This is a genomic window from Pseudomonas sp. S2_C03, from assembly GCF_054668405.1.
This window is the reverse complement of sequence record NZ_CP162766.1, coordinates 2,020,458-2,040,193: the sequence shown is the minus strand read 5'-3', so window position 1 is coordinate 2,040,193 and position 19,736 is coordinate 2,020,458. Positions and strand designations below refer to the sequence as shown.

Below are 19,736 nucleotides of genomic sequence, written 5' to 3'. Positions count from 1 at the left end.
CAGAATGACGCTTTTCGAGGGTTTTACGCCCTTTAAGTCATCGATTTTTTGTAGGATCATTTGAGGTACGCGCAGGACAATCCGCCAACGGAACCTAGGCAGGATGTGAAAATTCCCAAGCAGGATCGCTGATTTTTGAGAGAGTATTTCAATGCGAGACATTGCTTTCCTGATCTTTCCCGAGTTTCAGATCTTGGATCTTAGCGGTCCCTTGGCTGCCTTTGAGATAGCCAACGAAATTGGAATGCCAAATTCATATTGCTGCTCGGTGGTTTCGTTGTCGGGCGCTCCTGTAACGAGTTCGTCTGGTCTGGAAGTCAAAAGCCAGAAGATCAGATCAACCCCTTATGACACGTTGATAGTCGTAGGCGGTAAGGCGTTTTCTAAGCCCTATGACCTTCCTTTGGTGTCGGACCATCTTGCCAATGCAGTTGCGAAAGGTACGAGGCGGGTCGCGAGCGTGTGTACGGGGGCTTTTCTATTGGCTTCGGCGGGATTATTGGACGGTCGTAAGGCAACTACGCACTGGATGCAGACCGCACGACTGCAAACCAGTTATCCCAAAGTGCGAGTCCAGCCCAATCATATATTTACCAAAGACGGCGGCATCTGGACGTCTGCGGGCATCTCCGCAGGAATCGATCTGGCGCTTGCCATGATTGAGGAGGATCTAGGGAGTCCTGTCTCCCATGAGGTCGCACGAGCAATGGTCGTGTATCACCGTCGGCCAGGAGGGCAATCACAATTTTCAGCCATGGCTGATATGGAGCCAACAACGGAGCGCATGAGAGAGGTTCTTTCCTATATGCGCGAGCATCTGAATGAGCAGCTATCCACTGCGCATTTGGCATCGATTGCTTGCCTCAGTTTACGCCAGTTTGGTCGAGCTTTTCTGCTGGAAACGGGAGAAACACCTGCTAAAGCTGTGGAGCGTATGCGTATCGAGGCTGCAAAGCTGCGTATTGAACGCAGTGCGGAGCCAATTGAATTGATAGCGCACTCAGTCGGCTTTAAAGATCCGGAGCGCATGCGCAGAGCCTTCATTAGAGTCATCGGGCACCCCCCGCAAAGTATTAGACGACTGGCCGCGCACCAAGGCGGCGCCGCTTACCAGGCCAAATCAGAAGCATCCCAGTTATAAGCGCTATGCTGATTGCCTTTGGCCCAGTCCTCGCTATATCAACTAGCCCGATACTTAATAAAAATTTCAATCGTGCGTAACTGATGTACTGACTGATTCTTAGTCTCCAGGACAATCAGGGTCCATGGCCCCATGACCTAAAAGGAGGGGACTAAGTCGTTTGTCAAAATGCAGGTGACGTTTAAGCTTGAGTCTTTCGATCCCCGCGATTTCGAACAGTTGCTGCAAATTCTTAATTTAAAAGAGGTAGGTATGAAAGAGCTCTTGGGTAAACGTGCGTTCATCACTGGCGCCGCACGCGGTATAGGGGCCGCGATCGCGATGAAATTGGCAGAGAATGGCGCTGATATTGCTTTCAGCTATGTTCGATCTGGAGATGCGGCCGAAGAACTTGCCAATGAAATCAGGAAACTGGGTGTCAGGGCATTCCCTTTACAAGCTGACAGCGCGAGTGCACAGGCTGTTACGCTTTCTGTACATGAGGCAGCCAGGTTGATGGGAGGGCTCGACATTCTGGTAAATAATGCGGGCGTCGCTTTTATCTCCCCGCTTGAGGTCATGCCGCTAGAACAGATCGACCAGATCGTCGCTGTCAACATTAGGGCCGTGATTTTAGCTTCTCAGGCTGCCATTCCGTATCTTGGAGATGGCGGAAGGATCATCAACATTGGCTCCTGCCTGGCGGAGCGCGTGGCTTTCGAATCAGTCACTGTTTACTCAATGTCTAAGTCTTCCCTGCTCTCCTTTACACGCGGACTCGCTCGTGAGCTGGGGCCGCGAGGCATCACAGTTAATAACGTGCACCCTGGCCCTACGGATACTGACATGAACCCTTCCGATGGAGAGGGTGCCGATGCCATGAGGGCTCATTCAGCATTAGGCCGATACGGCACCGGGAATGACGTCGCAGCGGCGGTCGCATTCATCGCAAGCCCGGCCGCGAAACACATTACCGGCACCGGTTTAAGCGTGGATGGGGGCGTAAACGCTTAGGCTTGAAAAGCCAACCTAGGCAGGTTCTTAATCCTAACTAGGTACTTTGGTAGCAAAGCGCACGCGAATCTATACCGGCAAAACGCGATAACTTTTGCTGGTTCGCGTCATCTATTTTATTTTGACGAATACCGACTCTTTGCATCTAGATTGTGCGCACGCTTGGTCAGCAGTCCAACATTAAGCTTTAACGCAATATTAGTAATTAATAGAAAATTACAGATTAGGAAGCCAGGTCGCTAGCCGACCTGTGAGTTATCGGAAAATCTGTGCTTAACGTATGAAGTCTATATTAATGCGTGCATTCACCTTGATTTTTGGAATGAAGAGGCTTGGTTCAATGAGCGTTCTATTGACTCGCCGAAAGGTTATTTCGGGTATCGGATTGTTAGGTATTGGAATGCTCGCGGGTTGCGACACCCGGGGTGAATTATCCTACAAATACGGTAAAGACTTGAGCGATAAAATTCTTGGCCGCACATTCAAGCTAAAGGACACTGACGGCGAGGTAAAAACACTTTCGAGCTATCGGAACGTGATGCCCATGATTTTTTTTGGATTTACTCAATGCCCGGCTGTCTGCCCAACCGCCTTGGCTCGTGCAGTAAAAATTAAAAAAATGATGGATAAGGATGGTTACCGTCTTCAGGTCATCTTTATTACCCTTGATCCCGAACGGGACACACCAGCCGTACTCGACGCCTATGTGAAAACCTTTGACCCATCATTTGTCGCACTCTATGGAACACTTGAAGAAACGGCTACTACAGCCAAAGAATTTAGTGTGTTCTATCAAAAAGTACCCATAGGATCAACGTATACACTTACTCATTCATCGACCAGCTTCGTGTATGACTACGAAGGAAAACTACGCCTTGGATTTTCTCAAGCTCTTTCGGCGGAGCAATGTGCAGAAGATCTGACTACCCTCATGGAGATTTGCTAGTGAGTTCAGCCAACTACAGAACCAACATTTTTCAGTGCATTAGACAGATAGCACTCGCGCTTTCTTTATTTGGACTGTCTTGCCAAGTATCAGCCCAGACGCACGTAGAAAATGCATGGGTTCGCGCGACCGTGCCAGGACAACAAGCCACTGGCGCGTTCATGACTATCACTGCAAGCAGCAACAGTAAGCTGCTCAGTGCCCAATCATCGATAGCGAAAATCGTGCAAATTCACCAGTCGACCATTAAGAACGACGTGATGCGTATGCAACCAGTTGAGTTCATCGCCTTACCCGCTGGCAAAACAGTCATCCTTGATCCCCACAACTACCACATTATGCTGATTGACCTTGTAAAACAGGTAGAAAATGGTGACAAGGTGCTTCTCACTCTTACGATAGAAACCGACCAGGGAGATAGGGAATCGATTAAGGTTGAAGCCACTGCGCGGGCTTTAAATTTAGCTGATGATGCCAAATGAACCGAGTGCGCCAACAAAGGGACTCATGTAGAGAAGCCCTTCGGGTTGGCGGAGTCAGTGACCCAGGATCATTCGGTTTACCGAGTAGCTTCGGCATGAAGCCAAGGTAAAGAGTTTTTCACCTTAGCCTCATTTATGCGCGTAACACAAAGAATTGTTTGCCTATCTAAGGTCGGTATCCCGGTGTCGACCTTGCCTGGTTGCATGCGATGCACCGGGGTCAGGCGTTCGCACGCCTGCTAGCATCGGCTTAGAGGAACAAGGATGTTGCATCTGAACGGCCAGCGAGACTCCAAATCTCTATCTGATGTGACGCCGTCGCTTCCTAAGCGTACCGTTGAAAAATCTTGGAGATAATTTTCCACTGTCCATCGATCTTGAGCAGGGAGAGAAAGTCGTGGAAGCTTGCCCCCAAGACATCATTCTCCATGTCCACGCGAACAACTGCAGCTGTAGGTGCGATTGCCAAAATATCCAAACGACTGCGGGTGTTCGGTGAGGCACCCAGTGCTTTGAAGAAGCTCGCAAATACTGGAACAGCTGGTCCCTGGAGCAGCTCATCGCCAGTGTAGCCCCACATTATTGCGTCTTCATGGAAGGCTTTCTCAATTCCAGTGATATCACCAGTCCTTTGCGTTGGAAAAGTTTTCTATCGTCTCGATCAAGCCTTGGGGTGAGGTACTGCAGATTGTTCTCACCCTCAAGGCCGCTCGATTTCCTCCCCCCCGAATACAAATCGTCGCTGCGGCTGCCCTCCTCTCGATTCAACCCGTCGCATAACAATCCACTACACGCCGATACTGGCTGGGTGAAGCTCCGATGTGCTGACGGAAAAACCGGGTGAAGATAGGGCCGGTCCGGCTTTCGGTAGCAGTTTGGAAACTAGTCATTTTTCGCGGCTCTTGTTGTTTTGCAGCGCGATTGCGTTAGAGCCGAGTGTGTGAGAAAAGCGCGGGAAGCGCCTTGCCCGAGGAGATGGAGTTCTGCGCCAGGGTCTGAAAATTTGCCTTAGCGTCTGATTTTCAAAATTGGGACCGCACAGCAGCGCCTCAGTGACCGACCACTAGTGCGCCCGAGCGCCGGTCACCGGCGGGAAACCCATGAGCCCGTGCCTGTAGCGCGATGGTCAGACTGCCCAGCAGCAACGCCGCCAATACCCACGGAAACGCCGCCACTCCCCAATGTCCAAGCAGCACGCCACCGAGCAGCCCACCTCCTGCTATCGCGCTGTTCCAGACCACGACATTCATGGACAGGGCGACATCTGCACCCTCGCCTGCTGAATCAGCCAAAGCGGTTTGCAGCAGCGTGGCGGCGCCGCCAAAGGTCAGCCCCCAGATGAATGTGCCGATGTAAATGGCCGTGGCCGAAGGCGAGAGAACGCCGAACAGCACCGAAACCACGGCAAACGTCGCGAGGCTGGCTAGTACCGTATTGCGAAGATGGCGGTCCACCAACCGCCCGGTTATCCAGATGCCCATCAGCGCGGCGACGCCAAACACCAGCAGCACCACATCCACATTGCCGGTCAGCCCGGCTTGGGACACGAAGGGCGCGATGTAGGTGTAGAGAATGTTGTGCGCCAGCATCCACGTGACCACGACTCCCAGTACGGAGCGCACGCCGGGTGTCACCAGCACGCGCCGCAGCGGCAGACGCTGCTCTGAGGTTTGCCCCGGATAGTCGGGCATCTTGATCAGCACCCAGGCGATCAATACCAACGTCAACGCCGACATAAGCCCGAATGCCATGCGCCAGCCAATCAACCCGCCCAGCCAGGTACCCATCGGCACGCCGAGCGACAAGGCGATTGGCGTACCCACCATGGCCACCGCCAGCGCACGGCCCTGGGACTCGGGCGCCACCATGCGTCGTGCATATCCGGCAATGAGGCTCCAGGCGAGCCCTGCCGACACGCCGGCGAAAAAACGCGCCACAAGGATGAGCCAATAGTTTGAAGACAGCGCAGTGACCGAGTTGAAAACCAGAAACCCGACGATGGTGACCAGCAGCACCGTGCGCCGCCGCCAGCCCTGGGTCGCGATGGTCAGTGGGATTGCCGCGATCAACGAACCCAGCGCATAAATCGTGACCATTTGCCCCGCCATGGCGGGCGAGATAGCCAGCCCGCTGACGATCTGAGGCAGCAGGCCCGCGGGCAATGTTTCAGTCAGGATGCAGATAAATCCAGTCATCGCCAGCGCAAGCAACGCCCCGTAAGGCAATGCCTCTGAGTGCGGTTCATTTCTATTCATTGGTTCTCGCCCTACTTATGTATTGATTGATACAAATATAGGGATCGAGCAAACGATGGTCAACGACTTATGTATCGAGTAGTATTTAATTCATTCGGAGGGTTCGTCTATGGCACAAATGGGACGGCCGCGCACGTTTGATCGTGACGTGGCAATCACTCAAGCACTGCATTTGTTCTGGGAGAATGGCTACGACGCCACCTCGCTCAGCCAACTCAAGGCAGCGATCGGCGGCGGTATTACCGCGCCCAGTTTTTACGCCGCCTTTGGCTCCAAGGAGCAGTTGTTCAACGAGGTCATGGACCTTTACTTGAACAGCTACGGCAAGGTCACCGACAGCCTGTTCGACACCACCCTGGCGCCCCGGGACGCCATCGAACGGACGCTACGCCGCTCCGCTCGGATGCAATGCGAGCCTGGCCATCCCAAAGGCTGCCTGGTGGCATTAGGCGCGATGAGCGCGTGCTCGCAGGAGAGTAAAATCATCTCCGCGCCACTGGTGCAGGCCCGAGCGAAAAATCGTGAGGCGTTGCTGGCGTGCGTGGAACGTGGCATCGCTTTGGCGCAACTTCCGGCAGAGGTTGATGCAGTCGCTCTCGCCACGGCGTTCGATAGTTTTTTATTGGGATTGTCGACGCTGGCGCGAGATGGGGTGTCGGCGGATTCGTTGGACGCTGCGGTGACGCGCGTCATGATGTTGTGGGATGCGGCAGGGGCTACGCCGGCAAGTAAGGGTCAGCCACCAGACGTGAGCACCCACTGAGTCCGGTCCCACGATAGTACGTGCGAGCAATACCCGATTGTTTATTTAAACGGGATTGGCTTTGAGGTGCGTCGCTCTGAATCAGGCCCAGCTCTTCAATGGTTTTAGCAGCAAAATCGATGAATACTGAAACTGCGAGGGGCAACCGCTTGCGGCTGTGCTAAACCAGATGGGCACCATTGGCGAATAACAGCGAAAATTCAGATTGCTTCTGTTAGCCGACGATCAAGATAGTATCGAACGAACACAAATCCACTATCATGATAACCGACAGCGATGGCTCTAATATGGAGGCTATATCTCGCCAAGTAGCGCAATGCGGAGGCATGCTACGAGCCAATCTGGCAATCTTGTCGCGAATAGCATCTCAGTTCCTCGCATCTCGAATGATAGGGGCACTATTATCTGCAATCAGTTGGCAAGCAGCGCGCGCAGGACGGCACGGCCGAAGGGATACACCTATAGACTGCCATTTACCATCCAATGCTGGCTATTTTATTTGGATGAACTGTATTGAGCGTCAAACAAACAACCCCAACTCGCTCCCCTTGGGCCTAATATCAGTCCAGCAACACAGTATCCGGTCTACTCTATCCATACGGAATAACCTGCCATTCTCATAAGCAATAAGACCGTCTTATCAAATTGCTTATCAGACATTCCCCGCACAGATCTGCCACTGTTCCACTTCCATATTACGGGGAGGATCCTGCTATCTAGCCTGTCAAACTCCTCCAAAAAATTATCTGCCAAAGCGTATTTATCTAAATCATGAGCAGCCTCGAGCATCATGTTCAACACGACGCTTGGTGACTTCCCATCTAGTATTTGTGATAACAACCGTCTATTTCCCGTAGGTGTCATGTTAGTGAGCCCCGATTCAAGTCCAACCACCCCGTTCCCTGCGTTCAGCGACTCCTGGTCTGCCTGCGCCAAACCATGCCAAAACGCCCGTCAAGGTGCACATTGTTTCGAGAACCCGGTATCACGGTTCGCATAGACGAAAATTGCTGGATAAAACCGAGCCACTCTCGCACCGTGCATCCCACGCGCGCTCATGCGCCCTACTGGTGGCTCAGAAGCTTGGACTGACGCGAGACGCAGTCATCGATCGAGTGACACCCTCTGGTATCAATGAACGCCTTTAATGCTTCTACGTTATTAGGGGGGGGCTATCAACAGACTACAACCTTATTTGAAATACTAAACAACGATCATCTCACCAGAATTCAAAGAAATCGTGTAGGACTCAAACCCGCCATTATTATCGCCTTCGACAACAATAGCATCCCCCGAACCGAATACTATTTTCAAAGTTGAATTTTCTAATCTTTCGACTAACGCAACATCTTTCAACAGAAAATCCAACAAGGGCGCACTGCTCATTGAGTTAGAAAACTCTCTCCGCCCAGTGACACTCCCAACTGCGTATACCAAGCCACCTTCAATACCAACGGAGACCCCATATGGAGCTACCCCAGGCACGAGCTGTGGCCGCGAGAAATCCAACCGAGTCATACATATGCCAAAACTTACCATTTCCAAGTAACACCCGGAAAGGAGATCAGCATCGAAATCATCCGGGAGCTCATACATGAAAACGCCTCACTACCTTACAGATTCGCGAACCAATTCTCGACACTATGCGAAGCTTGAATGAGACATCGATATTTCTTGACCAACACATGATTTTCCGCTCCGAGATGATCAGTCGCCTACCAGAAATCTGCCAACGCCAATGACCATTCTCATAACATTTCTGGCTGGAGGTGGTGATGCTTCATTGCGTCGTTAACCTCTCGTAATTCATCATTGCCCACCGCGGCCTCCAATATTACGCCCTATGAAATCGGGATAAGAACCCTCATACTCGACGCCTAAACTTACAGTAATAAGCACCGATAAGGAAATCCTTCACCGACCATGACCAACACCCAAGCACAACGCATGCAATCAATAGAGAGAAATACATCTGAAAGCCGGAATATGGACGATGCTCAATGTTGTGGCCTACCAGCCCCAAGATCAAGAAACAAAATAAGAAGTAACCAAAGGGCCTTACGAACAAATACACCACGTCCCTATTATTAACGCCTTGAGCCCAGATCTTTGCCGGCTCAGAAATAAATATGGCGAGCAAAAAATGAAAAATACTCGCATAGGCAAAGCTTAAAAGCTGGCGAGCCGCCAATTCAGGTCCCGAATCCAGCCCCACCAAAGCGTAAATAGCGTTCAGGTCGGCACCCAGGCCACGCAAATGCTCAGCCAACGGATAGATCGCCCAACCACCCGCCAGGTAGATGACAAGCAATACAATTCTAAACATTCAATGCCTCAGCCCCAGTCCAGATCCAAACGCGAGAGAATAGACTCGCCTCAGGAGCTTACCCAAACGAAGCGCTAAATTTGAATATGTTGCTCAAGCAGGCCAGAAAGACCAAAGACGTGAAGGATGAAAGCCCGAAGGGCCGTGACAGGCGGAACGTCTGGCCCGGTTCACGACAGCCTGTCCGCCGCAGGCGGCACTCACTACCAATGCTTCTAATCCCCTATCCCGAAGTATCCACCCTACTCACCCAACACCCCATCCTCTGCGGCAATGCCCCGTTCTTCGCCTTCAGCTCCTCCTGAACCTCCTGCTCCAACCCACTCCAAAACATCAGCCCCGACCTCTCCTCTATCTCAGCCACCGTCACCTGGTAATCACAAAAGCTGGCCGCTCGAGGCGTCCCCTGCTCCATGACAAACGCCCCATACAAACCACCCACTGGCGTACTCCCAGTGAAGATCACCTTCCAGTACCCACTGGGTATCGTATGAACCTTATTCTTCCCGGGTAACGAACCCATATCCCGCTCGTAGAGTGGCCCCGTCGCCACATTCACCGCATCAACACCCTCAGCCTTACTCAGGCCCCGCTCCTGATGCTCCAACCGCGCCCAGGCCCCCTGGTTGAGACCAGCTTTCTGCGATGTTCGTCAGGTAATTGAGCGTCTGCCAATCCGATAAGCCACCCAATTCGCAAACCTCGTCGAACCGTTGTTGTTCAAGGTATAGTCCTGACGATACAGCGTGACTACATCGCCGCCGGCCGGACACCCAACCGCGCAGTGATCAATCACCGCAGGCGCCGCTACCAGGGAATCAGGTTGATCTGCAGGAGGCAGAACTTGAGGGGAAGCACACGCTCTAATCCGACGCATACGGAGACATATAGAAAGCTTGACGCCTAGCAAGCCTTATACGGACTGAGCTCCAAAATGTAAGCCCAGCTAAGATACGAAATTCCGGGCAGACTAGAAAGCATAAGCCTAAAAACGTGACTTCGAGTTGAATTTTACCTCTTGATCTACATCCCCCCGCTCAGCCGACTATACATCCAAATGGTGTGGAAAACAGTTCTTAAACTGAAACTTCACTTACGCCATATATACCTATAAGTCATATTCTCTACGGCAGTAGATAAACCCGTCGAGATAATCGAGGTGCCCTATTGGACCCATTGAAAACTTACAGTCTAGATCTATGTGACTGACTTTCTCCTGGCCAATTGAAGCTGAAAAATTTGTAGCGACAACCTCTAAGCTCTCCCAGTCGAAATCTGTAGGTTGCCGATCAAGATAGTAACAAATGCGCAATGTTCGGTCATTCGCAGATGAAACAGCGACTGCCCTAATCGCAGGATATATCTCACCAAGCAGTGATCGCCAAACACCTAGTACCAACCAATCAGGCAGTGATTTCATCGTTTGCCCCCTACAGTGCTCGGATTCGTCGGAACAATGTGCGCTCCAGCCTTACCTGAATGTATTGTCCCATATCTTGTCGCCAATCCCGATGTGCCATCAAAACCAATATTTGTTCCAAAATCTAAGATTGGTTGTCCTCGTGAACCATAGCCCACGACTGGAAATTTGCCCGCATGCGCACCATTCAAAAGCTTCTGCGGGTCGACCACCTCATTTAAATAGCTGCGCCCTGGCATAAAGTTGTTATGCCCAAGAATGTGCTTTCCTTGCTGACCTGCATGTATATTAGTTGCTATTTCGTCCAATGAGTTGCTAGCGGCTTTTGTTCCTGCTACAACACCACTCGCACTCTTTGCTCCACCAAGTGCCGCGATTATACCACTCAATATACCGCCAGCTATGCCCGACTCCTGCCAGAACGCTTGCTTCCAGGGCTCGTAAGCTACACTGATCATCTTCATGATTGATATCTTGGAAGTGCTCGATGATTTCTCGCTCTTCGCGGGAGATATTTCTGGTACCAAGCAACCAATCCAACGCTGCCGAGCCTGATTGAGCGTCTGCTAGCTGATCTGCGCATGCGCTCTCCCCATTCTTTTTACAGTCATAGAGTCCTGTTCCGGTCTTGGAATCACTGAGCGCCTGGAACTTGGCCCGGACGTTTGCACGGCACGCAGTGGGGTCCGAGTTGTACCGACAGCCGATCAATTCGCCTTCTAGCTTCTGGACTTCAACATGTCCCAAATAATTATTGGCAGTAGCTTGACCAGCAACCCAACCTGCAATCTGCTGGTCCTTATCGCTGCCCCCAAGTGCCGCAGCCACAGTCATGCCAAGAAGCTGTGACGTCATCGCCAAGACTTGCTCATGCACAACACCAGGAAATACCTTTTCACCCACGGTGCTGACGAAAGCCTCATTCGCTCCTGCTGCAAGCGCAGCGGTCCGGAAATCGCCCCCGATGGCCTCTGCGATCAGCCCACCCACAAGTGCATGGACGGCCATTTTTGCTGGTAGTCCCTCAAAAATGAGCTGGTCCCCAACAGCGCTGTAGATGGAGGCTGCTAAAATATTCGCTGCCAACTCAACGCCACCGTCCACCAAATTATCCTTGAAGCTGCCCCCCTTGAGCCCAGCATTCACGATCATTCGCAGTGGAATGTTGTTTCCGGCCAGACCACCGGTGACCGTCGCCTGAAGAATTCCTTTCAGTCCCTCGCCAGAGGTGATGTCCTTGGTCGCCTCCAATAAATTGCCTTTGTTGTTAACAGTACTGATTGCGGCTTGGGTAACAGCTGCCTGAAAGCCTGCCGCCGCCGCATAACCCGCAGCGGTCCCTAGTGCAGAAGCAGTACCCGCCGAAATACCTGCCGCACTTGCAGCCGCAGTTGTAGAACCCGACACCGCGCCAGCCACTCCAGAAGCCGCGCCGCCCGTCAACACTGTCACAATGATGATGATCGCCAACATCGCGCCCTGGCCCAGACTCGAATGGCTGTATTTGAATGACTCGTGGGTTTCCTTAATCAGCCTCCAGTCCACATCACCGCGCTTTTCTGCTTCTTTGAGCCACGCCAACTGCGGATCAGCCTGAACCATCGCATCAATCGTCTGGCTAACGGTTTTCTGGTCGATCTGTTTGATGTCGATATTCAGACCATCGACCGCCTTGATCACCAGTTGCCCATGAGCCACCAATTGGCTTTGTCGCAGAGTCTCGTCCGTGTTGCCCCGTCCTTTGGCACTCGTCCACGCCAGGCTGCTACTGCTCTTCTCGTGACTTTCCTGGTGTAGATCTTTCACACCTTCAAAAGTAATCGCCCCGCCACTGTTAATCGTCAGATTCTTGCCACTCTCAAGCCTTGCAACCTGATACCGCTGATCTCCAGCGCTGACGAGCATCAGATTTCCGCTCGCGGTGATCTGAGTGCCAATGTTCTTCACATCCGTCACTTCATCTCGCCGGGTTTCCTTCGCCCCAAAACCGCCCTTCTTCTTTTTATCGAGCAGCGAGTAGTCCGTGTCCTGTGCGGCGAGGATGTCGAGCCGGTCACCTGCTACCAGATAAGCTTCATCGCCAGCATTAATCCGACTGGAGATCACGGCCATGTTCTGGCCGGCACTCAGCTTCACATCACCCCTCGCCGTGACGTTGCTCATCACCTGGCTGACATGGTCTTCCTGAATCTTCAATTCTTTGCTCTTGAACAGTGAGTGTTGCTCGTTTGCGGCGGAACTGATGGTGAGGTTTTCGTCGGCGTCGAGGCTTAGATCACGCTCGGCATCGACATCACTGGCGATGACCGCGATGTCACGCCCCGCTTCGGCCGTCAGATCACGCCCGGCGCCCAGACTTGAGCCGAGCTGGGTGGTGTCATTGCTGGTGTAGTTGCCACCCTGCGCGACGCTGTTGCTGACCTGAACGGAGGAAACATTGATATCTCGCTCCGCGCTCAAGCTCATGTCCTGACCGCTTTGCAGCGCACCACCAATGATGTTGATGTCCTGCCCCGCCTTCACGCTCAGGTCATTCCCCGCCTCGATCCGCGCGGCGCTGTCCGCAAAGTCCCGGCGCTCCTGCCGGGTATATCCACCGCCGCTACTCTGATGGGTCGTCACGGTCCGTTCGTTGATCACGTCTCCAGTGATCGCGGTAAGACCGACATCACGCCCGGCAATGATGCCCCCAGCACGGTTCACCAGATTGTTGCCCGCCAACAGATCCAGTCGCTTGTCCGCCTCCACCAGGCCGCTGTTGACGATGTCCTCCGCTGCTACCGACGACAGGTTATTGCTAGCCCGCAAGGTGCCGACGTTGTTCAGGGTTTTCCCGGCGATCAGGCTGACGTCGTTACCCGCAATCAGCGCCCCGGTCGGGGCCAGACGATTGTCGGTATGAGCCATGTACAGCACTGGCACCAACACTTCTTCGCCGTTCACTTCGTGGCTTTCCAGCCAGACGATGTCGTGGGTCAACGCGGCGACCTGTTCCGCCGTCAGGCTCACGCCCACCGAGAGATTGAGTTGTTGCTTGCTCTGGACGGCGTTATCCATGAGGTACTTGAACAGTTTCTCGTCGCTGTCCTGTCCGTCGATGAAGCGTTGTCCCGTGCGGGCAGTGACCGCCTGCTGGATCATCCGCTGCTCATAGAACCCGTCACCCAGGCGCTTGGCGCTGGTGTCAGGGTCATAGCCAAGATTGCTCAGCAGGTAATCCGAACTCATGAACTGCTTGAGGTCGGTCAGCGCGGGGTTGGTTTCGATCAGGTATTTGTGCGGTTTGGATTGCGCCGATTTGTCAGGCAGCCCCGCAATCGCCAGAGGGCTGGGTGCGGTGGTCGCAGTCGAACCCTGACTGTTCAAGCGGAACAATCCGTTCTGATGGGTGGGCAAGGTGAAGCCCGGCAGGGCCACCGGGTTGACCTGCTGTTGAGCCACTTCCGGTGGAAGCTGGGCGTTGATGAAGACAGGTGTCGAGTAACCGTTGCCGGCGCTGGTGTCGGCCTGGGTTTGGCCCGCCCCAACGTAGGCATAAAACGATCGCACCACACCGTTGTCGAGCGTCTGACCGGCATTGAGAGTGGCGTTGCCACCCGCCTGAATGACCGCGGCGAAGGACTGATCGCCATTGGTGACGGTGCTGTTTTGCGCAAGCAGCACGCCCATCCATCCCAGGAAGGCGCTCAGGTCAGACGCAAACGAGGCCGATGGGTTGGGGTTGTTTCGAGCGTTGAAAACATCCGCCAGGGCGGCGGCATTGCCAGTCTCGTTGACGAAGCTCCAGTACCGGCGAACGGTGTGGATTTGCTGGTTTTGCAGTCCCTGGTTCTTTATGGTGCCGGCATTGATCTGAAGGTTACCGGCGGACGCCACGGTGCTGCTGGTGTTGGTCAATGTCTGGGTGTTGATCAACAGGTCCGCGCCGCTGCTCAGGCTGGACGAAGCACTGCTTTTAGTGACCTTCAGGCGATCGGTTTCATAGATTTCCCAGAGGCCATTGATACGACCACCGCTGCGAGCATCGCAGCCAGCGCCTGGAATCTGCTCACACGGTAGACGGATGATACGGGTCGCCGTTTTTTCATTCGGGGTGTATTCCAGCACGTCCATCACGTTGTTGACGGTGCTGGCTGCAATCGTCATTGGCCCCAGGCTTTCGATACCTCCCGAGCGGTTATCCAACAGATCGGCCTGGACCTGGGCCGCGTCCTTGGCAATCAGCATCGAGCCCAGGCTGTACACCTGGGCATAGCGGTTGGTGAAACGTGTGGCCAGCAGCTGCGCGTTACCACCGCTGGAGATAAGCCCGTGGTCGTTAAGCAGTGTTGTGGTGTTGACGAGCAGGTCTTTACCGCTGCCCAAGGTACCGCTGTTATTGATGTCGCCAGCCTTCAGGGTCAGGTTGTTACTGGAGGTGATTCGCCCAGCATTGGCCAGCAAATCATCGACATCGATTATGGTTTCGCTACCACCTGCGATGCTGCCAGTGGCCTGCAAATCCATACTGCTGGCATGCAAGTCCAGGTTGCCGAGACTGCTAAGTCGCCCCTTTCCTGCATAGTTTCCCGTCAGGACAAGATTGAGCGTCCCGTCACTGCCGATCAGCCCATCATTGCGCCAATCGGTGCCTGCACCTTCAAGGTGAGTGGCAGCCAGCAACTGTCCCGTGCTGGTCTGGGTCAAGTGCTTGACGTTGACGGTCAGGCGCTCGGCCTGGATCGAGGTACTGTTGGTCCACGTGTCGGTGTCCAGGGTCAGATCGCCCTGCGTCACCAGGCGACCGCCAACATCATTGAGGTTGGCCATGGAAAGACCAAACACCCCGCTCCCTGCATGCAACAAGCTACCGCCTTGGTTCTTGAAGCCTGTGGCCTCGATACTCAGGTCGGTGTTGGCGGTTTCCAGGCGACCGGCGCTGTTGTCGAACGTGCCACCGATACTGAAACGGGTTTTGTCGGTAACGCCCATCGCGCGCAACTGGCCGTTCTGGTTATCGAGGCTGGCGGCGGTGGTCGCCAGAGTGCTCAGGCTTTCGATCAGGCCATTGCGATTGTTCAAGGCGCCTTGCAGGTTCAAGCCAATCTGGCTGGCGCTGATCTGGCCGTCACTGTTGTCCAGATCCCCGGCGTCAACCTCAAGCAGGGTTTTCGCATACGCCGAGCCATTTCGGTTGTCGAACGTGCCGTTGACGGCGGTCTCGACACGAACCCCATCGTTCAACGCGGCGACGCGGCCACGCTGGTTATCAAGGTTGGCGGCCTTGACGGATAGCTTGCCTTCCTTGGCCACGATCTGGCCGTCCTGGTTGCCGACGTCTGCCGCAACCTCCACGTGCAGCGCTTGCTTGGCTTGCACCTGCCCCTTGGCATTGGCGAGGCTGCCGGCACCCAACTCCAGTTCGCCATTACGGCTGGCGATGAGCCCTGCGTTTGTATTGTCGACGTGACCGCTGGCGGTGATCAGCAGCTTGTCGCTGGCCGCCAACGTACCCTTGGCGCTGTTATCCAGCTCGCCAGTGAACAGGCTAAGCCAGCGCTGACTGGACAGCTCACCCCCCTGATTATCAACCCGTTTGCTTCGCTCGATCAGCAGAGGGCCAGCACTGGACAGTCGTCCCTGGGTGTTGATGAGAGCGCCCAAAAGGTCGAGGGTGATCGCCTGCTGGCCGGTGAACGTACCTTGGCTGTTGTTGAGTTCGGTGCCATTGAACGCCAGGTCGCCGGACGCGTTGACCGTGCCGTCGACGTTGTTCAACGCCATGGTATTCAAGGTCATGGCCGCACCGCTGCTCAGCAACCCTTCCGCCGAGTTGTCGAACAGACCACTGACGGTGATGGTCTGGTCAGTGGTGCTGGAAATGTTGCCCTTGGCGCTGTTGTCGACACTGCTCGCGGTGATGGTCAGGGCTTTCTGACTGACCACGGCACCTGCGGCTTTGTTGACCAGCGCGTCGCTCAGTTGGATACCAACATCACCACTTCGGCTGGACAGCGTACCGCCGTTGCTGTTGTCCAGATACGTGCCTGTGATGGTCAGCTCTTGCCAGCCGGAAACGAGCCCGCCCTGGTTGTTAATCGCGGCGCTCGCGCTGAGGTCGAGCCCCATTTGCGCCATCAGTGTGCCGCTGCTGTTGTCCAGAGAGCCCAGGATCAACGTGGCGTTACCCTGGCTGGACACTTCGCCTGCGGTGTTGCTCAGGTGCCCCAGTGTGGCTTCGACCTGGCCCTGTCCTTTGATCAGGCCCCCTTGATTGTTGAGGACCTTATCTGCGGTAAGACTGAGGCGGTCTGCGCTCAGTACCCGCCCCCGATTCTGGTTGTCCAGAGTGGCGGCATTGACGGTGACCTGGCGCTGCCCGCTTAACGTGCCGCCCTGGTTGCTCAGCGCCTGCTGGGCAGTGACTGTGAGGTCGCGACTGGCGACCACACTTTTACCGGTGTTGTTAATCGACTGCGCAGTGAGGCTGACATCCCCCTTGGCATTACGGCTGTTGTCAGCATTGACCCCGGCTTCGATGACACCGTTGTTGGTTAACGTTCTACCGGCATTCAGGGTCACGCTGTCCCGTGCAGCAATGGAATGAGCGATGTTGAGGTCAGTCTCGGTTTGCATGTCGACACGGGTGCCGGCATACACCGCACTCTGCGCGTCAAGGCTCACGGCCTTGACGTTGACTGCACCCGCTGCCGACGTCTGCGCCAGGCTCAGATGGCCGTTGGCATCGATCTGGATATCACCGCCACTGGCAGCCAGGCTGCCAGCGACTTTCACCCCAACCCCGGCCTCGGTGCCCACCAGCCTGATCGCCCCGGCGTACATGCCGCCCAACGCGGACGAGTCGATGGCCAGTTGTGGTTTGAGGCTGCCATCGTCGGCACGGGCAGTGGCGTTCAGGGTCTGGGCGTTGACGTCGTTACGGCCGGCGACGATGGTCAGGTTGTTGGCTTGAATCTCGGCATTGATCTTCGCGCTACGGGTGATGATTTCGAAGTGATCGACGTTGGTTGCGTTGAGCCCGGCGCCTTCGATCGCAACGCTGCCCTGATCAACTTGAAAACGCTCCAGGCGACCGCTGCCATCGAGTACCGGTTTACCCGTGGTCAGCGTCGCACGTGGCGTGTTGATGAAGCCGCAACCGTTGCAGGTAATGCCGTAAGGGTTGGCGACGATAACCCGCGCCGACTGACCCGCCACCTCGGTGTAGCCGCGCAACTGACTCGGGCTGCCACCGACCACTTCGTTGAGGATGGTCTGCGCCGAACCGCTGTTTTTCAGGTGCGGGTTGCCGATGATGATGCCGCCCAGTTGTGTGGCTGAGGTCTGGGTGGAACCGTTGTTGAGGATCACGCCTTGGGCGCCGACGTTGTAGTCGACAAATTGGTTGTGCGACAGGCCGCTGCCATTGGGCGTGGCAATGTTGACGATCGGCACGCCATTGCCAGCATGGTCCAGCGTAGTGCCCGGCGTGGCAACCACAATGCCCTCGGCCTGCGCCCACATCGGTTGCCAGAACATGACGTTGGCCAACAGGAACGCCAAGCCACGCTTGGGCATACCCCAGAAACGTTCGCGGCTATTCACCTGCGAGGAAGGTTGACAAGCGAGGAAGGTAAACGGGCGAACGTCCATGTTGGTAATCTCGTGCAGCAATAGTTAGAGGAGGAAATCCACGCGAAAATAGATCGGCGCTTCACGCTCGGTCAGGACGGCCGGGCGCTCCAGGGAATGGGCGAAGGTGACACTGGCGGCCAGATGCTCACCACGGGCAAACACTTCCAGCGAATTGCTCGACATGCGTCCGTGCTGGTCGGCGTTGTAGCGATCGCCACGGATCACGCCATGGTCGTAACCCAGGCTGGTGCCGTATTCGGTGAAGACCGGACGCAACCAGGAAAGCGTCACCGGGCGACTCCAGCGAAGGTCGTTGCGCCAGTAGCCGCCGCTGTCGCCGGACAAGGTTTGGTCCTTGTAACCACGAATGGACGATTGGCCGCCCAGGCTTGTGCGTTGCGGGCTGAACAGCACGTCTTCGCTGCGTTGACCGGTCATCAGGCTGGTGAAACTGAACGACTCGCCCCACAGCTCGAAGGGCTGCAAATAACTCGCAGTGGCGGTGTACTTGCGGTAACGGGCGTCCGGTGCACCCGGGAAGGACTCCCCTTTTCCCTGCGCATCAAAGGCGCCGATGCCTTGTTGCATGCCAAGATCAAGGTTGACGAATGCGCCGCCAATACGCCGTCCGTGGTTGATACCGAACTGGGCTTCGCTGATGCGGTTGCTGCTGAGTTTGAGTTTGCTGTCTTCGATGAAGTTGTTGCTGCGCAGGTAGGAAAGCCCGGTATTGAGCGAAGTCTTGCGCATGGCATCGCGATGAATGACCCGCTCGATACGCAACTGATGGTTTTCACTGTCGCCGGTCTGCTTGAAGTTAAAACCGTTGGCGGCGATCTGCGAGCGGTACTCGCTCTGGCTGTAGGCGTAACTGAAATTCCACCAGCCCCACGGCAAGTTGTAATAGAGCATCGCGTTGTTGGACGTGTGCTGGTGATCGGTCATCGCATCGTGACCACCGCGCAGCAATAACTGATCCGCCAGGCCCAGCGGGCTGTCCCAATCCAGGGTGGTGTTCCACTGCTGCTCGCCAGTGCTGCGCTGCCCGCCGTTGTTGCGTGACAGGCTGACACGCCAAGGTTTCTGCGGGTTGTTCTTGACCAGTATCTCGCTACCGCCCACGTTCTGGCCGGGGGCCAGTTCCATCTGTGCCTGATTGGAGGGCAAGCGGTTGAGCTGATCGACCATCTGCTCGATTTCACGCAGGTTGACCAGCGCTCCCGACCTGCCAGGGAAAGCCATGGCCAGCTCACGGTCGGACAACTGGCTGCCGTCCGCCCCTTTCAGCCCCTCGAGTTTGCCCTCGACCACCAGCACCAGCAGATGCCCGCCCGACATATCCTGCTGCGGCAAATAGGCGCGGCTGGTAACCAGGCCTTTTTCGATGTAGTGGTCAGTGATGACCTTGAGCAATTCATTGAGCTGGCTGACGCCCAGGCATCGGCCGATGTAGGGCTCAAGCAGACGGTTTTTTTCGCGCAGGGAAAGACTGTCAGCGCCCTTGAGCTCAATGTTCTTGATGGGGAAACAACGCGTGTCACTTGGCGTCGTCGGGCCGTCGGGTTTGACGGATTTGCCCGGTAACTCCTTAAGTTCTTCAAGGCGTCGACGTTGTTCTTCAAGCAGCCGATCCTGGCGTTCGCGTATTAGATCGGTGTCACCGGGCGTGGGAGCGGCATTGACTTGAAGTAGGGGAAAACAGAGCACAGTCAGGCACACCCCCACCGTAAGGACGGGTGATTGCATAATCGATCCCTCGAAAACTCAAACTGATAGCAAAATAGTGGCGCGATGTT

Annotated in this window: 10 protein-coding genes and 2 pseudogenes; 5 read left to right on the top strand and 7 right to left on the bottom strand. The window is 55.0% G+C overall.

What is annotated here, in order from left to right; all coding sequences use genetic code 11:
• The first annotated feature begins 151 nt into the window (after window positions 1-151).
• The 4 genes from AB4N64_RS09360 (at window position 152) to AB4N64_RS09345 (ending at window position 3,562) form a co-directional block, all read left to right on the top strand.
• Complete coding sequence (locus tag AB4N64_RS09360) at window positions 152-1,141, top strand: GlxA family transcriptional regulator (protein ID WP_460124569.1); 990 nt, start codon at window positions 152-154, stop codon at window positions 1,139-1,141.
• 168 nt (window positions 1,142-1,309) lie between these two features.
• A complete protein-coding gene (locus AB4N64_RS09355) occupies window positions 1,310-2,134 on the top strand; it encodes an SDR family NAD(P)-dependent oxidoreductase (RefSeq protein WP_460124566.1) in 825 nt (274 codons plus the stop codon).
• A 340-nt stretch (window positions 2,135-2,474) separates the two neighbouring features.
• Window positions 2,475-3,080, top strand: coding sequence for an SCO family protein (locus AB4N64_RS09350; protein ID WP_460126686.1), 606 nt, complete (start codon window positions 2,475-2,477; stop codon window positions 3,078-3,080).
• Complete coding sequence (locus tag AB4N64_RS09345) at window positions 3,080-3,562, top strand: copper chaperone PCu(A)C (RefSeq protein WP_460124563.1); 483 nt, start codon at window positions 3,080-3,082, stop codon at window positions 3,560-3,562. The genes AB4N64_RS09350 and AB4N64_RS09345 overlap by 1 nt, the downstream gene beginning before the upstream one ends.
• A gap of 325 nt (window positions 3,563-3,887) precedes the next feature.
• Here AB4N64_RS09345 and AB4N64_RS09340 read toward each other — a convergent pair.
• Window positions 3,888-4,184, bottom strand: a pseudogene (locus AB4N64_RS09340) (nuclear transport factor 2 family protein); the annotation flags it as partial.
• A gap of 427 nt (window positions 4,185-4,611) precedes the next feature.
• The gene (locus AB4N64_RS09335; RefSeq protein ID WP_460124560.1) at window positions 4,612-5,817 is read right to left on the bottom strand and encodes an MFS transporter; all 1,206 of its coding nucleotides are present in this window, start codon (window positions 5,815-5,817) and stop codon (window positions 4,612-4,614) included.
• A 109-nt stretch (window positions 5,818-5,926) separates the two neighbouring features.
• Here AB4N64_RS09335 and AB4N64_RS09330 point away from each other — a divergent pair, with 109 nt between their 5' ends.
• Window positions 5,927-6,580: a TetR/AcrR family transcriptional regulator gene (locus AB4N64_RS09330; RefSeq protein WP_460124557.1), complete on the top strand. Its 654-nt coding sequence runs from the start codon at window positions 5,927-5,929 to the stop codon at window positions 6,578-6,580.
• 1,864 nt (window positions 6,581-8,444) lie between these two features.
• Here the strand turns inward: AB4N64_RS09330 and AB4N64_RS09325 are convergent.
• From AB4N64_RS09325 to AB4N64_RS09305, 5 genes and pseudogenes are all read right to left on the bottom strand, one after another.
• Complete coding sequence (locus AB4N64_RS09325; RefSeq protein WP_460124554.1) at window positions 8,445-8,906, bottom strand: hypothetical protein; 462 nt, start codon at window positions 8,904-8,906, stop codon at window positions 8,445-8,447.
• 223 nt (window positions 8,907-9,129) lie between these two features.
• Window positions 9,130-9,783: pseudogene (locus AB4N64_RS09320) on the bottom strand (DNA/RNA non-specific endonuclease).
• A gap of 539 nt (window positions 9,784-10,322) precedes the next feature.
• Window positions 10,323-10,634, bottom strand: a complete 312-nt coding sequence (locus AB4N64_RS09315; RefSeq protein ID WP_460124551.1) for a polymorphic toxin type 50 domain-containing protein — start codon at window positions 10,632-10,634, stop codon at window positions 10,323-10,325.
• A 7-nt stretch (window positions 10,635-10,641) separates the two neighbouring features.
• On the bottom strand, window positions 10,642-17,958 hold the full coding sequence (locus AB4N64_RS09310; protein WP_460124548.1) for a two-partner secretion domain-containing protein: 7,317 nt from the start codon (window positions 17,956-17,958) through the stop codon (window positions 10,642-10,644).
• Window positions 17,959-17,982: 24 nt separating this feature from the next.
• Entirely contained in the window at window positions 17,983-19,686 is a 1,704-nt protein-coding gene (locus AB4N64_RS09305) for a ShlB/FhaC/HecB family hemolysin secretion/activation protein (RefSeq protein ID WP_460124545.1), read from the bottom strand.
• Window positions 19,687-19,736: the final 50 nt, after the last annotated feature.

Coding starts and splice junctions, on each gene's coding strand:
- AB4N64_RS09310 (WP_460124548.1), bottom strand. CDS start 17,958: ATGGACGTTCGCCCGTTTACCTTCCTCGCTTGTCAACCTTCCTCGCAG.
- AB4N64_RS09360 (WP_460124569.1), top strand. CDS start 152: ATGCGAGACATTGCTTTCCTGATCTTTCCCGAGTTTCAGATCTTGGAT.
- AB4N64_RS09325 (WP_460124554.1), bottom strand. CDS start 8,906: ATGTTTAGAATTGTATTGCTTGTCATCTACCTGGCGGGTGGTTGGGCG.
- AB4N64_RS09350 (WP_460126686.1), top strand. CDS start 2,475: ATGAGCGTTCTATTGACTCGCCGAAAGGTTATTTCGGGTATCGGATTG.
- AB4N64_RS09335 (WP_460124560.1), bottom strand. CDS start 5,817: ATGAATAGAAATGAACCGCACTCAGAGGCATTGCCTTACGGGGCGTTG.
- AB4N64_RS09305 (WP_460124545.1), bottom strand. CDS start 19,686: ATGCAATCACCCGTCCTTACGGTGGGGGTGTGCCTGACTGTGCTCTGT.
- AB4N64_RS09355 (WP_460124566.1), top strand. CDS start 1,310: ATGCAGGTGACGTTTAAGCTTGAGTCTTTCGATCCCCGCGATTTCGAA.
- AB4N64_RS09330 (WP_460124557.1), top strand. CDS start 5,927: ATGGCACAAATGGGACGGCCGCGCACGTTTGATCGTGACGTGGCAATC.